Source organism: Krasilnikovia sp. MM14-A1004 (assembly GCF_047159485.1).
In the GTDB taxonomy this organism is placed as follows: Bacteria; Actinomycetota; Actinomycetes; order Mycobacteriales; family Micromonosporaceae; genus Actinoplanes.
In genome coordinates this window covers 4,417,342-4,432,897 of record NZ_AP038773.1, presented here as the reverse complement: position 1 = coordinate 4,432,897, position 15,556 = coordinate 4,417,342, and the positions used below count along the sequence as shown (strand labels likewise).

Annotated in this window: 10 protein-coding genes; 8 read left to right on the top strand and 2 right to left on the bottom strand. The window is 72.0% G+C overall.

The window, feature by feature from the left end:
* Positions 1-81 precede the first annotated feature (81 nt).
* The 5 genes from ACMCNN_RS18885 to ACMCNN_RS18865 all read left to right on the top strand — a co-directional run bounded on the left by ACMCNN_RS18885 (position 82) and on the right by ACMCNN_RS18865 (position 9,677).
* Positions 82-2,277 (top strand): AAA family ATPase, encoded by a 2,196-nt coding sequence (locus ACMCNN_RS18885; RefSeq protein ID WP_412741838.1) that lies wholly within the window; start codon positions 82-84, stop codon positions 2,275-2,277.
* Positions 2,274-5,702 carry a BTAD domain-containing putative transcriptional regulator gene (locus tag ACMCNN_RS18880; protein WP_412741837.1) on the top strand — a complete coding sequence of 1,143 codons (3,429 nt, stop codon included), beginning with the start codon at positions 2,274-2,276 and terminating at the stop codon, positions 5,700-5,702. Before ACMCNN_RS18885 ends, ACMCNN_RS18880 begins: the two co-directional genes overlap by 4 nt.
* Before the next feature lie 343 nt (positions 5,703-6,045).
* A complete protein-coding gene (locus tag ACMCNN_RS18875; protein WP_412741836.1) occupies positions 6,046-7,521 on the top strand; it encodes an FAD/NAD(P)-binding protein in 1,476 nt (491 codons plus the stop codon).
* A 12-nt stretch (positions 7,522-7,533) separates the two neighbouring features.
* The gene (locus ACMCNN_RS18870; protein WP_412741835.1) at positions 7,534-8,322 is read left to right on the top strand and encodes a class II aldolase/adducin family protein; all 789 of its coding nucleotides are present in this window, start codon (positions 7,534-7,536) and stop codon (positions 8,320-8,322) included.
* A gap of 8 nt (positions 8,323-8,330) precedes the next feature.
* The gene (locus tag ACMCNN_RS18865) at positions 8,331-9,677 is read left to right on the top strand and encodes an FAD-binding oxidoreductase (RefSeq protein WP_412741834.1); all 1,347 of its coding nucleotides are present in this window, start codon (positions 8,331-8,333) and stop codon (positions 9,675-9,677) included.
* Between the two features lie 36 nt (positions 9,678-9,713).
* Here the strand turns inward: ACMCNN_RS18865 and ACMCNN_RS18860 are convergent, their stop codons facing one another.
* Positions 9,714-11,363, bottom strand: a complete 1,650-nt coding sequence (locus tag ACMCNN_RS18860) for an ATP-binding protein (RefSeq protein ID WP_412741833.1) — start codon at positions 11,361-11,363, stop codon at positions 9,714-9,716.
* Positions 11,364-11,545: 182 nt separating this feature from the next.
* On the opposite strand from ACMCNN_RS18860, the gene ACMCNN_RS18855 reads away from it, so the two are divergent.
* A complete protein-coding gene (locus ACMCNN_RS18855; protein WP_412741832.1) occupies positions 11,546-12,304 on the top strand; it encodes a PilZ domain-containing protein in 759 nt (252 codons plus the stop codon).
* Between the two features lie 66 nt (positions 12,305-12,370).
* Here ACMCNN_RS18855 and ACMCNN_RS18850 read toward each other — a convergent pair whose 3' ends face one another.
* On the bottom strand, positions 12,371-12,769 hold the full coding sequence (locus ACMCNN_RS18850; protein ID WP_412741831.1) for a response regulator: 399 nt from the start codon (positions 12,767-12,769) through the stop codon (positions 12,371-12,373).
* A 163-nt stretch (positions 12,770-12,932) separates the two neighbouring features.
* Between ACMCNN_RS18850 and ACMCNN_RS18845 the strand changes: the two genes are divergently transcribed.
* Both ACMCNN_RS18845 and ACMCNN_RS18840 read left to right on the top strand, forming a co-directional pair.
* Entirely contained in the window at positions 12,933-15,008 is a 2,076-nt protein-coding gene (locus tag ACMCNN_RS18845) for an ATP-binding protein (RefSeq protein ID WP_412741830.1), read from the top strand.
* Positions 15,009-15,109: 101 nt separating this feature from the next.
* Positions 15,110-15,379, top strand: a complete 270-nt coding sequence (locus ACMCNN_RS18840; RefSeq protein WP_412741829.1) for a hypothetical protein — start codon at positions 15,110-15,112, stop codon at positions 15,377-15,379.
* Positions 15,380-15,556: the final 177 nt, after the last annotated feature.

Here is a 15,556-nt window from a genome sequence, read left to right as displayed (position 1 = left end):
CTTGGTCAGGAGTGAAATGGTGGAGGGCAGCGGCCGGTAGATTGATCGGCGTCCAGGACGAGGTTGGAAGTCGGGTCGGCAATGCACGAGAGGGTGGAGCTGCGCCTGCTGGGCAATGTCCGGGCATGGCGGAATGGCGCCGAACTCACGCTCGGGTCGGCGCGCCGTACGGCCGTCCTGTGCACGCTCGCTCTGCACCCCGGCCAGGCCGTGTCCCGCGAGCAGCTCGTCGCCGCAGTCTGGGGTGAGCAGCCGCCGTCCAGCGCGACCGGCAACGTGTACACCTACGTCTCCGCGCTCCGGCAGGTACTGGAACCGGCTCGGGACAGGTGGGCCGCGGGCCGACTGCTCACCTCCGGCGGAGGCTCGTACCGGATGCTCCTGCCGCCGGAGTCCATCGACGCCTTCCGGTTCGAGTCGCTGCGGGCAGCGGCCCGATGTCACCGCGACGAGGGCAACATCGCCGCCGAACTGGCCGCCGTGGAGTCCGCGCTGCGACTGTGGCACGGTGACGCGCTCGCCGGGGTGCCCGGACCGTTCGCCGAGACCCAGCGGCTGCGCCTGGCCGAGCTCCGGCTCGCCACCGCCGAACGGTATGTCGCGTTGCTGGCCGAGACCGGCCGGTCGGACGAGGAGATCGAGAGTCTGCGCGCGCTCGTGGACACCCCTGCGCGCACCGGGCTGGCCGATGTGCTGCGGACGACCGGCGGCCCCGTTGCGCACCGTCCGGGCCGTCCGGCAACCACCGCGAAGAGGCGCGGCGCGCCGCTGCCCGGACGCGACGCCGTGATCGCCGGGCTGCACCGCGCCGCCGCCGAGGCCGTACGCGGGCACGGGCGCAGCATTCTGATCCACGGCAGCCCGGGTATGGGCAGGTCAGCGCTGCTCGCGGCGGCGCTACGCGACGCCGCCCCGGCCGGATGCCGCCTCGGCTGGGCGGCCGGCGACGAACTGACCCAGCGCATCCCGTTGGGCATGCTGTTGGAATGCGTCGAGTCCGCGATGGCCGACGCCGACGCGCGGCGGCGTGCGCGTGACCTCTTCACGGCCGCCGTGGACGCCCTCGACGGCAGCGGCGCCGAGGCGGCCGACCGGGCGGTGGACCTGATCCGCCACGCTGCCGGAACCGCACCGGTCATCCTGGTCGCCGACGATCTGCACTGGGCCGATCCGCTGACGCTGCGCGTGTGGACCTCGCTCGGCGCGCAGGCCGCGCGGCTGCCGCTGCTGCTGGTCGCGACCGCCCGCTCGGGCGCGAGTCGGATCAGCGGGCTGTCCGCCGACGAGGTCGTCGCGCTGACGCCGTTGGACAGCGCGTCTGCGAGCGCGCTGATCCGTGCCGCCGCGCCGGAGCCGCCCGAGCCCCGTGACCTGCGGCGGATGCTCGATGACGCGGGCGGCAACCCCACGTATCTCCGCCTTCTGGCCGCGGGCGAGGGCGGTCGTTCCAGCCTGGTCGCCGCGGTCGGTACGCACCTCGCCCCGTTCCCGGAGCACGCCCGGGGAATGCTGCGTGCGCTGGCCTTCCTGGAGGCGGGCGAGGCGGCCCGGCCCTCGGGCGCCACCGTGGCCGAGCTGGCAGCGGTCACCGACGGCAACCCGGACGACCTGGTCCAGATGCTCGATCGGGCGTCGGCCGCCGGAGTGCTCGGCAGCGCCGGGGACCGGTGGGTGTTCCAGCACCGGGTCGTCGCCCGCACCCTGTACGAGGGCACCCCAGCCGCCCTGCGGATCACGCTGCACCGGCTGTTCGCCGAACGGATCGCCGCGTCCGGCGGGCCGCCCGAGCGGGTCGCGACGCAGCTGCTGGCCGGTGACGTCCCGCTCGACGGCAGCCTCGCCGACTGGTTGGCGGGAAACGTCGCCCGGCTCGCCGAACACGCCCCCGACCTCGCGGTTTCGGTTCTGCAGCGCGCCCACGCCCAGCGCGCCGGCGACCCGGCCCAGCAGCTGCTGCTCACCGCGTGGCTGGCCCGGCTGCTCCTCGCCCGGGATGGTCACGCGGCTGCTGCCGCCGGCTGGGTCTCCGCCCGGACCGCGGACCCCGACCTGGAGGGAGAGATGCGCTGGGTGGCCGCGGTCGCCCACGAGCGGCGCGGCGAGTACGCGGCCGCGTCCGACATCGCCCATGCGGCCCTGCGTGAGCAGCGGATCGCGGCGTCCTGGAGGCAGCGCCTGCGGCAGGTCCTCGACCGCGTGGATCCACACCTGACCGGCGATCCGGCGTGGTCGCCGCTCGCGGCGCCGGCCGGGGGCGAGGCGTCCGTGGTCTCGTGAACAATCCACCCGACGACCGGCTGCGCGTGTCGGTGCTGGGGCCGGTCCGCGCCTGGCGAGGTGACCGGGAGGTGCCGCTGGGGCCCACCCGGCAACGGACCGTGTTCGCGCTGCTGGCTGTCGCCGGGCGCGCGGTGGGGCGCGACGAACTGATGGAGAGCATCTGGGGCGCCTCGCCGCCCGCGACCGCGGCCGGCAACATCTACACGTACGTTTCCGGGCTGCGCCGCCGCCTCGGACATGACGTGCTGACGTCCGGGCCCAGCGGCTATCGGCTGCGGTTGCACCCCGGCGACCTGGACAGCGCGTCGTTCACCGCGATGTGCGCGGAGGCCGCCGGCCTGCGTGCGGCGGGGGAGACGACCCGTGCGGTGGCCGGGCTCGACGAGGCGTTGCGGCTGTGGCAGGGGGAGGCGCTCGCCGGGCTGGTCGGGCACCGCATCGAGCAGGAGCGTGCCCGGCTCGCCAAGCATCATCTCGGCGCCGTGGTCCTGCGTGCGCGGATGCTCACCGACCTGGGTGACGACGGTGCGGTGGCCGAACTGGCCGGCCTGGTGCGCACCAACCCGCTGCACGAGCCCCTGCACGAGTTGCTGATGCTGGCCCTGCACCGCAGCGGCCGGCGGGTCGAGGCGCTGGAGGTCTACCGCGCCGCCCGGCACATCCTGCGGACCGAGCTGGGGGTGGCGCCGGGTCCGGGCCTGACGGCCCTGTACGAACAGATGCGGGCCGATCCGCTCCGGTCCGCGGACGCGGCGGCACCGGTACCCCCGGTGCTGCCCCTGCAGGTGGCCCAGGCCCTGCACGTCGGGTTGGAGAACCGGCTGCTGGCCGGTCGCGACGACGAACTGCGCCGGCTCCGCGACCTGGTGCCCGCCCTGGCCACCGGACGGGGCGGCACGGTCTGGATCGACGGTGAACCGGGCATCGGCAAGAGCGAGTTGCTCACTGCGGCGTTCGCCGACGTGGGCAGCCGGGGCTGCCAGGTCGCCTGGGCCGCCGCCGACGAACTCGACCAGCAGGTCCCGTTGCAGGTATTGACCCGCGCTCTGGGGTTGGAGACCGGCTCGACCGACCACCGGGTGGCCGCCCTGGCCGCCGGGTTGCACGCCGACGGCGGCGATGGGGCCGGCCCCTCGGCGGCCGCGAGCCGGGTGCTCGGCTACGTCCGTGCCGCCTGTGCCATCGCGCCCCTGGTCCTTGTCGTCGATGACCTGCAGTGGGCGGACGAAGCCACAGTGCAGCTCTGGGACCGGCTCGTCGCCGTCACCCGGCACCTGCCGCTGCTGTTGGTCGCCGCGGCGCGCCTGGAGACGCACGCCGGGCCGCTCGCCCGGCTGCGCCGGGGCGTCCAGGCCCGGCGCGGGCAGGTGATCCAGCTCGGCGCCCTGCCGCAGGACGCGGTGGAGCAGATCGTGGTCCAGGTGGTCGGCGCCCCACTCGGGCCGGGCCTGGCCGCGATGATCCCGATCTCCGGCGGCAACCCCCTGTGCGCGCGGGAGATGGTCACCGCGGTGCTGCGCCGGGGCGAAGTGCGGATGTTCGACGAGTACGCCGACGTCGCCGCACCGATGCAGGCGCCGCACTCGCTATTCGCCGTGGTCCGCGCCAACGTGGAACTCCTCACCGGGGGCACCCGGGAGGTGCTGCAGATGGCGGCCCTGCTCGGCACCCAGTTCGCGGTCGACGACGTGGTCGCGGTGACCGGTCGGTCCCCCATCGACCTGGTGGCCAACCTGGAGGAGGCGCTGGCCGCCAACGTCGTCGTGGACGCCGGCACGGACCTGGCATTCCGGCATCCGTTCCTGCGCCAGGCCCTCTACGAGAGCGTCCCGGCGCCGGCGCGCGCCGCGATGCACCGGCACACCGCCCGGGTGCTGGACCGCGGCGGCAGCCCGGTGACCCGGGTCGCCGAACAGCTGGCCGCGGCGAGCCCGATCGTCGACGAATGGGTGGTCTCCTGGTTGGTCGCGCACCACGCCGAGGCGATCCGGCGGGCGCCGCAGCTCACCGGGGAACTGCTCCGGCGTGCGCTCGGCTCCGGGCTGCCGGGCCCCGCGCAACGGGAGAGCCTGCTGATCGCCCTGGTGAAGCTGGACTTCCGGTACGAGCGCTGGCCGCTCGACGAGGCCCGTGAGGCCGCCCTGCTGGCCACCGATCCGGCGGACCGCGCGGAGATGCGTCAACTGCTCGCGGCGATGACCTACCGGCGTGGGGATCCGGAGACGGCGATCGGCATGCTCGAAGCGGCACTGACCGACGCAGAAGTGCCCGAGATATGGCACACCCGGCACCGGTTCCTGCTGGCGAACTTCCGGCGCGGCTCCCTGGACGACCTGGACCGCGCGGAGCGCGCGGCGGCGGACATGCACGCCGAGGCAATCGCCGGCGACCATCCGTACGAAGCGGCCTTCGCCCTGCAGACCGGCTGGCTGACCAATTCCATCCGCCGCGACCACGCTCGGGCCCTGGAGTACGTCGACGGCGCGCTCGACCTGATCCGGGACCGTCCGGACCTCACCAGCATGTACCTCGACCTGCTGGACAACCGGCTGTTCACCCTGCACAACCTGGACCGGCTGGCTGACGCCGAACTAACCCTGCGCGAGGCCATGCTGTTCGCGATCCGGCACCGGCTGCCGTCGGGGCTGCAGGTCACCTCGGCGGTGCAGCACTACTGGACCGGCCGGTGGGACGATGCGATGGCGGAGATCAGCGCGGTCACCGACGACGCACCGGGGCTCACCTTCCTCGGCGCCCGCGAACCGGGCGCGGTGTCCATGCTGCTGCACGGGGTGGCCGCGCTCATCGCCGCGCACCGCGACGACGCGGTACTCGCTGGGGGTCACCTGGACTCGGCGGAGAGCCTTCCGGCCACCGGAGCCGAGCGCGAGAGCTGCGACTTCCTGATGGTCGCCCGAGCGCTGGTCGCCGAGCAACAGGACCGTCCGGAGCAGGCGTTGCAGGTGCTGGCCCCGCTGCTGGTGCCCGACTACGCCCCGATGATGCTGCGCCATCAGTGGCTTCCGGACATCGTCCGGCTCACGCTGCGCCTGGGCCGCCGCGACATCGCCGAGCAGGCCGCCGCCATCTGCGCCGACGAGGCCGCCAAGGAGATCCTGCCCGCGCGCGCGGCATCCGCGTCGGCGCACTGTGCGGCGCTGCTCCAGGGCGATCCGGAACGGGCGCTGGCCGCGGCGGCGCACTATCGCGGGGCCGGCCGGACGACCGAACTGGCCGCCGCGCTGGAGGACGCCGCGGTGCTGCTGGCCGCGAACCGCCGGCCACACGACGCGGCGCGTATCGGCGGTGAGGCGGTGCAGCTGCACACCATGCTGGGCGCGCGGTGGGACCTGCGCCGGGCCCGGCGCAGGCTCGCCGAGTACGGCGTCGACCCGTCCAGCGGAGCGGCGCCGACCGGCTGAGCGGCGGGCACCGTCAACGACGGTGCGGGTGCAGCCGATCCCGAACACTGTGGATCCCGGCCAGTCCCCGTTTGGCCGGAGTTCGCCCCGCCCGCGACGGCAACCCCGAATTGCCGAGCCGAGCCTGAACCTTGAGGCGCATCACGCCGTTGTGGGGCCGTGGCTTCCCGTTCGGCGTCCTTTCCCGTGCAGGCAGCGCGGCCGGCAACGCCGCCTGTGTCGATGGAGGGTGCGGCATGAGACTCGGTTCGCTGACCGCCGACGTCACCCGGCCGGGCGGCGCACCGGCAGCCGGTCCGACGCTGCGCGACACCGCCGCGATGACCCCGTTCGGGTTCGCGGAATGCTGAGGCTTGCGGTCATCGGCGGCGGGCCGTCCGCGGCGTGCATGGTGGCCGCTGTGGCACGCCGTGTCGTCGCGGTGTCCCCCGTGGACATCACGGTGTTCGAGCCGGGCCCGAATCTGTGGCGCGGCCAGGTATTCCAATGCGACGGCGACGAGGTGCTGGCCAACGTGCCCATGGCGGAGATGTCGGCACGGACGTGGGACCGCGAGCACGGCGTACGGTGGCTGCACGAACAGGGTCTGGGAGCCTGGGCGGCCGAGTCCGTGTTCCCGTCGCGGTCCCTGGTCGGTCGCTACCTGCAGGACGCCGCCGAGCTGGCCGTCACCGCGATGGTGGCCGGGGGCTCGCAGGTTCGCGTCGAGGCGCGCGCTGTACAGGCCCTGGTCCGGGACGAGGGCCACCTGATCGCCTACGGGGACGGCTGGCGAGCTGGGCCGTTCGACCACGCGGTGCTGTGCCCGGGCGCCCCGCCCTCCTACGATCCGTACGGGTTGGCCGGAGCGGCCGGTTACCACCGCGATCCGTACCCGCTGCGCGATTCGCTGGCCGACGTACCCGTGCGGGCGCGGGTCGGCATCGTCGGATCGGGTCTGACCGCGGTGGACGTGGTGATGGCGCTGCGGGCACGTGGCCACCAGGGCCCCATCAGCCTCGCGTCGCGCCGCGGGCTGCTGCCCGCCGTGCGTTGCGCACCCGGTAGCCACATCCTGCAACACCTGACCGTGCCGAACCTGCTGGAGCTTTCCGGCCGGAATGGCGGGCTGCGCGCAGCGGACGTGATCTCGCTCGCCACGGCCGAGCTGGCCGGGGCCGGAGCGGACCCCGCAGCCATCGCCGCGGACCTCTCCCGCACCGCTCCGGCCGCCCGGCGGCTGCGGGAGGACCTGGATCGCGCCCGGCACGACCCCGATCCGGGATGGACGCTGCTGCGAGACGCCATGGTGAGCTGCGGCCAGGACGCCTGGTACCTGCTGCGCGCGGAGGACAAGTCCCGGATCCGGTCCTGGCACCAGAGCTTGATGCGGCACTGTTGCCCGATGCCGCCCGGCAATGCGGCGGCGCTGTCGGATCTATTCGATACGGGCCAACTCGACGTGCTCCCCGGGGTCACGTCGATCCGTCCCCGGCCCGGCGGAGGTTTCGAGATTCGCGCCGCCCGGGACTGCACCGTCGACGTCCTGGTATCGGCTGCCACGCCGGCCACGCACCGGCCTGCGCCGATGGCCCGGCAGCTGGTGGCGTCGCTGGTGGCTCAGGGACTGGCCGTGCCGCATCCGTTCGGTGGGCTACGCGTCGAGCGGACCACCAGCCGCCTGATCACGTCGCGTGGTGGGCCGGATCCGGGCCTGCACGCGCTGGGTGACCTCACCCATGGCGCGTACCTGTTCACCTTCGGCATGCCGGTGCTGGCCGCCCGCGCGGACGGCATCGCCACCGACATCGCCACCGCCGTCCGGGAAGCCTTCGTCTGAAGGGAACGCACCATGACCACCTACCTGTCCGAGACGGACAAGGCACTGCCGATGCCGCAGCCGCCGGTGTTCGCCGGTCCGGCCGAGGAGCGGGCACACCACAAACGCCGGCTGGCTGCGGCGGTGCGGCTGTTCGGTCACTACGGATTCGACGAAGGCATCTCCGGTCACCTGTCGGTCCGGGATCCGGAGTATCCGGACCGGTTCTGGGTCAACCCGTTCGGCGTCGCGTTCAGCCGGCTCCGCGTGTCCGATCTGATCTGCGTGGACGCCGACGGCCGCGTGGTGCACGGCGACCGCCCGGTCAACCCCAGCGCGTTCGTCATCCACTCCGCGATCCATCGCCAGCGCCCCGACGCGCACGCCGCGGCGCATGCCCACACCCTCAACTCCCGCGCCCTGGCCGCGCTCAACGTGGGCCTCGTGCCGGTGGACCAGGAGTCCACCGCGTTCTGGGACGACCACGTGCTGCACGACGATTACGCAGGCCCCACCGTGGATCCCGACCAGGGCTACGCCGTGGCCGGCGCGCTCGCCGGCAAACGGGCGATCCTGCTGCGCCACCACGGACTGATCACCGTCGGTTCGACGATCGACGAGGCCGCCTACTGGTTCATCAGCTTCGACCGCTGCGCTGCGGTGCAGCTCCGCGCCCGCGGCGGCGGCGCTCTGACGACGATGAGCGACGAGCAGGCCCGTGCCGCCCGCGCCGGCTTCGGAGACCCGAATCTCGCCTGGTACAGCTTCCAGATCCTCTATGACCACATCGTCAGCCTGCAACCCGACTTCCTCGACGAGTAGGAGGCGAGATGCCTGTCTCGCTGGGCCCGAACATCGGCATGTTCCGCCCTCGGAAAGTCCACGACATCCTTCGTCCCCGCACACCACAGGAGGTGCAGACCCTCGTCACCACCGTCGGGGACGCTCCGCTTCATCCGTACAGCACTGGCCGGAACTGGGGGCTCGGGTCCCGCGAACCCGCTCAGGACGACGTGATCGCACTCGATCTGAGCGGCCTGGACGCGATCCGCGGCCTCAACGTCGAGGACGGGTGGGCCGTCGTGGAGCCGGGCGTGACCCAGGCCCGGCTCGCTCGGAGACTCGACGGCACCGATCGCATTCTCAACCTCACGGCGTCCTCGGCGCACACCAGCATCGTCGGCAACATCCTCGACCGCGGCGTCGGCCTGCGCCGCCCCCGCGTGGAGGACCTGCTCGGTGTGGAGGTCGTCCTGCCCGACGGGGAGCTGGTCCACGTCGGCTGGTGGCCGGACTCGGCCGGCCCCGCCTATGCGCCCGGACTGGGCCCGAGCCTGCTCCATGCGTTCGTCCAGTCGAGCCTCGGCATCGTGACCGCGGCCGCCGTCCGCCTGCTGCCCCGCCCGGAGGCACTGCGGGTGATCTCGCTGCAATTCGATCCGGAATCCCTCGCCCCCGCCGTCGACCTGTTCCGGCGATGGGTGAGCCAGGGCCTCGCCCACAACTGCCTGCGGGTGTACGACCCAGCAGCCGCGGCCGCGTACCGGGGCCACCCCGGCCAGTACCTCGCCCACGTGTGCGTCGACGGTGCCGCCCGCGCGGTCGATGCACTCCGCGGCATCATCATCGACGAGGCGAACGAATGCGGCCTGTTCTCGGCCATCCGGCACGCGGACACGCCGGACCTGTCGCCGGCTGAACGCCGGATCGCCACGCTCGTGGAAAGCGAGTACGCAGGCACCCCCGACCCCGACGACGTCCTGCTCACGGCCAAGACCGGGCACCCGGTGGACACGATGGACGCACAGGCGGGGCTGCTGTTCTTCCTGCCCGTCATCCCGTTCTCCGGCCGCGCGGCCGGGCAGGCGCGGTCCCTGGTCCAACGGGCAGCCGACGAGACCGGTACACGCTGTGCCGCAACGTACTTCACCCTCGACTCCGACCTCGCCCTCGTCGTCATCGCGATCAGGTTCACGCGGGAACCGGCCGAAGCCGGGCACGCTCATCGGACGCTGGACCGGCTCTACGAGTTGTTCACCGCGGCCGGCTTCGCCCCCGGACGCCTGGACGTCGACCACGCCCACTGGGTCGCCGACACCCCGGCCCGGCGCCTTGTCCGCCGTCTGAAGGACACGATCGACCCGAACCGCGTCATCGCTCCCGGTCGGTACCAGTGAGCCGGCAACGATGCACGTTGGTTTCTCCTCCGCCGCTCAGCCCTTCGCCGTCTGCTCCAGCGTCCGCTGTTCGCCGTGTTGCGGTGGCCTGGTGGGCAGCCGGACAACGAATGTGGTGCCCTGGCCCTGCCCGTCGGCGAGGTGGATGGTGCCGTGATGTCGTTCGATGATGGTGCGGGTGATGACCAACCCCATGCCGGTGCCGGGGATGCGATTCTCCACGGCAGTCGAGGCGCGGTAGAACCGGCGGAACAGGTGCGGACGTTCAGCGGCGGGGATGCCGATGCCGGTGTCGGCGACGCTCCAGATGATCTGCTCTCCGGATTCGTCGAGGTCCGCGTGCACGGTGACGGCTCCGCCCGCGGGGGTGTATTTGATCGCGTTGGAGAGCAGGTTGTCCGCGACTTGGCCCAGCCGAAGCGGGTCGCCGATCATGGGCAGCTCACGTGGCGTGCGCACGGTGACCGTCACGTCCTCGGCCGGCGCGGCGGAGGTGGCGGCTTGTACGGCGGCGCCGATGATCGCGCTCAGGTCCATGGGAACCGGATGAACGCCGAGATGGCCGGACTCCAGGCGGGCCAGGTCGAGCAGGTCCTCCGCCAGTGCGGAGAGCCGATGGGCACTGCGGGCAATGGTGCGCAAGAACTCCCGTTGATCTTCCGGTGAGCCGGCGTCGAGTTCTTCTTCGGCAAGTGAGGCGGTCGCCGTGATCACCGACAGCGGATTGCGGAGCTCGTGCGTGACCAGAGCAACGAATTCAGCCTTGGTCCGGGCCAGCTCGACGGCCAGTTCCTCGGCATGGCGCCGGTCCAGGAATTGCCCGACCTGCGCCGCTATCCCGGACAGCAGCACAAGGATGGCGTCTTTGGCATCCCGGGCGTCGTTGGGGTGGTCGCCGTAGACGCACAAGGCGCCCAGGATGCGCTTGTGGGCGCAGATGGGAACACCGGCGGCCATGCGCAGTCCGACCTTTACGGCGTCGCGGCTGCGTTGCGAGCCGGCGCGCTGGGCCAGGTCGGATATCCAACGCGTCTCGGACTGCTCGAACACCTGCCCCGGCAGGCCGTCACCGGCCTTCGCCTCATCGATGGCGAAGTCGCCCAACGGATGTTCGGCGTGGCGGGCTTCGCAGCGCAGCACGTCACGGTGGTGGTCATCGACGAGCCACAGTTCGGCGACCGGCCACCCCATCTGCACGCCGAGGGCCTCGACCACGCTGGCCGCCGCGCTGGCGCTGGAGTCGGCGCGGGCCAGCCCGCGGGTGACCGCCGATTCGGCGGCGGCGAACAAGCTTGCCCGGTGGATGGCTGTCACGTCGTGCGCGAAGGCATGCAGCAGCCGCCCGTCGGGCTCGTCGGTCGCCGTCAGCGTCAGGTCGATCGGAAAGGCATGGCCCTCACGATGCAGCGCGAACAGCCGCAGCCGCTCTGCCATCTTCCGGGTGGGTACGCCCGCCGCCAGCCGGGCCAGCCGGGCACGGTGCGCCGGGCGGTCCGGTTGCGGGATGATCAGGTCCTCGACGAGCCGGCCGCAGGCCTGCGCCCGCGAGTAGCCGAACGTCGCCTCGGCCGCCGGGTTCCAGCTGGTCACCCGGCCGGTCACGTCTATCGCTATGTACGCGTCCAGGGCGGCCGCGAGCAACGTCTGGGGAACATGCGGCACGGTATCGCCACAGCTGACATTCATCGCGCACCCTCCGACAGCCCGGGCTGCGTTCGAGGGGGGTAAACGAAACCGACTGCTTGCATACCCGGACCACACCGCACCAATCGTCGCGAGCGTGATCACGAAGGCGACGGCGAGCCTCCCGAGGGCCGCCGTGGCGTTGCTTCGCTGCGAGAGGTTCCGCCCGGCTCTACGCTGGTCGGGTGGACATCTGGGTGGAGCGGGTCGGTTCGACCGTCACCGTCAACGGCGTTTCCGCCCTCCTGAGCGCGGCGGATCCGACGACCGGCACCCTGGACGTCGAAGTCAAAGATGATCTTGGGCTTGTCCCCTTCGATGTGGTACAGCTGATCCACGCGCCGCCGGTCAGCCGGTGGTGGGCGGCAGTGCGGACGGTCGGCGGCGGACGGGTCCAGCTGGGCCGCCCCACGCTCGATGGAACAGACCGGCGCCAGTACCCGCGACGGGAGCTGGAACTTCCGCTGACGGTGTGGTGGCCCGGCACCTCGGTGGAGAGCAACGGTCGCACCCTCGACGTATCGGTCGGCGGCTTCGCCGCTGTGCTCGACCACCCGCCACCGGAGGGTGCCGACGTGGCGGTACGGATAGACGGCTCCTATCAGCCGCTGCTGGCCGTCGCCCGGTGTATCGCCGTGCAGGACCAGCAGGCCCACTTCGCCTACACCGACATCGGCGCGCAGGAGTCGGAGCTGGCCCGGTCCCTGGTTCTCATTCGCCCCGCCCGCACCTGGGACGGCGCCAGCACCGACGCGGTTCTGTGGTCCAGCGTCGGCGCCCAGCCGGTCACCGCCAAGCCGACCCGGGTCGCCTGCGTGGTGTCCGGCGCCCAGCAGTGGCCCGCCCGCAAGGAACACGTGGTCCTGAGGATCAACGATGAGCTGCTCCGGGCGAGGGTGGTCTCGGTCGCCGGTGGCGTGGCCCGACTCGCCTGGCTGGACTGACCCGACCCGGCCCGCCGGTCGAACTTCTGGGCCCGGATGCGCGACGGCAGTGTTGCGGCCGCGGTTCTACGGGCACGTCAGGGGCGGCACCCCATCGTCGTGCCCGGCGGCTAACGCCTTGTCAAGGCAGGCGACGAGTTCCTGCGGGAGGAAGGGCTTGGCCAAGATCGCGGTGGCTCGCGCCTCGACCGCGCGGGGGTCGCCCGGTAGCAGACTCCCGCTGACGAGGATCACGGGCAGGTCGGCCGTGTTCGCGTCGGTCCGGATGGCCCGGCAGAGTTCAACGCCGGACATCCGTGGCAGGTCGAGATCGCTGATGACTGCGTCGGGGCGGTTTTCCCGCACGCCCTCCAGTGCGACTGCGCCGTCTGCGGCCGCGATCACCTCGTGGCCCGCGCGATGCAGCATCCGAACAACCAGGGATCGGATGTCGTCCTCGTCCTCAGCCACCACGACAAGCGCCATGTGGTCTCCTCCTCCACGGTGCCGGAGGGTCCAGTTCGGCCACGGTAACCTCCTAGTGCCCAGCGCTCTCGCCGTTCAACCCTCCTGGTGGTCCCGGCGGCCAACAGCTGCCTCGGACCCTGCGGCCTCGTGTTTGCTTTGCCGCTTTCACGGAAAATGTCCCATGGTGGCATCGGTGATCGTGGCGGAGGATGATCTCGACCATCAGCGGTTGATGACCGAGGTGGTGACCCGGCTCGGGCATGAGGTGTCGGTCGCCTCGGACGGCCAGCGCGGCCTGGAGCTGGTGGCGATGCGGCGGCCGGATCTCGTGCTGGCAGATGTCGACATGCCGCACCTGACCGGGCTGCAGATGTGCCAGGCGATCCACGCCGACCCGGAGTTGAAGCACATCCCGGTAGTGATCGTTACCGCGCTGCTGCTACCGACCGATCCGCGCATCGCCGAGTTCGGGATTCAGGGCCTGCTGCGCAAGCCGTTCAGCGTCCGGGAACTGGCCGAGGTGGTCGAGACGAACCTCGCTCTGCAGACCCCGGACCCTGCGCCGGTGCCGGCTGAGAACAGCCCGGGCGATGCGCCGGCCGCGGTGGATCCCGGCGTCGGCGCGGGCCGGGCGGACGCGACACGGGACCCGGCGTTCATGGAAGCGCTCGTGCAGAGTCTGGACACCGGCGTCCTGGCGTGCGACACCTCCGGCCGCATGGTGCTGTTCAACCACGCATTGCGGCAGTTCTACGGCGACGAGGGAGCCGCGGTGCCGGTGCAGCAATGGCCGCAGCAGTTCGTCATGCGCCACCCCGACGGCGTCCCGCTGACGGCCGAGGAACTGCCCCTCTCCCGGGCACTGGCCGGGCAGCACGTCAGCCAGGCGGGCCTACAGGCGTACGACCGTACCGGCCGGCCCGCCTGGTTCACTGTCAACGCCCGGCCGATCCGCAAGCACGACGGCACGCTGCTGGGCGCGGTCGCCGCGGTGCACGACGTCACCAGCCAGCACTGGGCAGCGCAGTACGAGAGCTGCAAGGACGCGGTGCTCAGGGTGCTGGCCGAGGTTCCGGATCCGGACGCGGCCGCTCGGCTGGTGCTGCACGCGGTCGCTACGACGTTGGGCTGGCCGTACATGCGGCTGTGGCTGCACGATCCACTCACCGACCGGCTGCGCCCCGCCGCGATCTTCACCGCGCCGGGCGAGGAACCGGTGCCCGTCCCGCACCGGATGGCCTACGGGCAGGGGCTGGCCGGGCTGTGCTGGCAGCGGGGCGAGCTGATGTGGGTACCCGACATCCACGCCCCGGACTCGCCGATGCTCCGAATGGTCAGCGAGGGCAGCGGGTACCGGGCCGCCGGGGCCGTCCCGGTGACCAGCGGCAACACCATCACCGGCGTAATGACCTTCTTCTCCCACCAGCGGCAGGAGCCCGAACCGGCATTGGGAATCCTGCTCACCGGCGTCGCGGGACACCTCGGCGCCTACCTGGAACACCGCCGGGCCAACAACCTGGCCACCCAACTGGCCGTCAGCGTGCAGGAATACATAGCCCTGGTCGGCCACGAACTCCGCACCCCGCTGACCTCCATCGGCGCCTACACCGAACTCATCGCCACCGAGCCCGACGCCACCACGATCGGGGAGGTACGCGACCTGCTCAGCGTGGTGACCCGCAACAACGACCGCCTGCTCGACCTCATCGACCAACTCCTCGACCTGGCCGCGCTCGAATCCGGGCACGCCGGCCTCGACCGCAGCGGCGTCAACCTGACCACAGTCGTCGCCGACGCCGTCAACACCGTCATGCCGCTCGCCGAGCAACACCACATCGGCATCCACACCCAACTACCCACCCGGCTCATCGTCCCCGGCGACGCCCACCGGCTGCACCAAGCCATCAGCAACCTGCTCGACAACGCGGTGCGCTACAGCACAGACCGCACCGACGTCACCGTCACGCTCAACGACGACAACGTCGCCGCCGTCCTGACCATCACCGACACCGGACCCGGCGTCCCCACTGCCGAATACCCCCTGCTGTTCCGGACCCTCTACCGCGGCAGCAACGCCCGCCGGACCGGCACGCCGGGCACCGGGCTCGGCCTGCCGCTCACCCGCGCCATCGTCGCGCTGCACCGTGGCACGCTCACCGTGACCCCCAGCGACCCGCACGGCACCACAGCCACCCTGCGCATCCCACTCAGCGACCCCCGCGCCGACCCCGCACCAGCGACACGGCACAGCGGATAGGCGTATCCGTGCCGTCCGGCGTCGATGGTTCGCCGGGGCGTTTGACGGCGCGGCGGGCCCGGGTAAGCGGGCACCGCTGTTCGCCATCGTGAGGGAGCGCCATGCGGGAACCGCAGATCACACTGGACCCGGCATCACTCAACCCGGTCGAGGAGAAACTCCGCTCGCCACTCGAGGATCAGCTGACGTCTGCCCTGCGGGCCGCGACCGAAGAGGTCACCGCGGAGTACGCCGGCCAGTCAGTGACCGCGGTGACCACGATGCTGCTGGAGCGGACCCGCGCCGCGCTGCACCCCGACATCGCGGCGGGCTTCGAGCCCAACCTCGACGAACTCCGGCAGGTTGCCGAGGCGATCGTCCGCGCCGCCTGAGTGCCTGTCCTCGAAGGGACCCGGATCCGGCGGCGCCTCATGCCACCCACCACCAGCCGTCGCCCACTTCCATGGCCACCACCTCTGGGGAACCGCGCACGCGCGCGATCACGGCTGCAACCCGCGGAAGGCTGGACACGAGACCTCCAGACGATCTCCCTGCCGCGGTGCGACGCC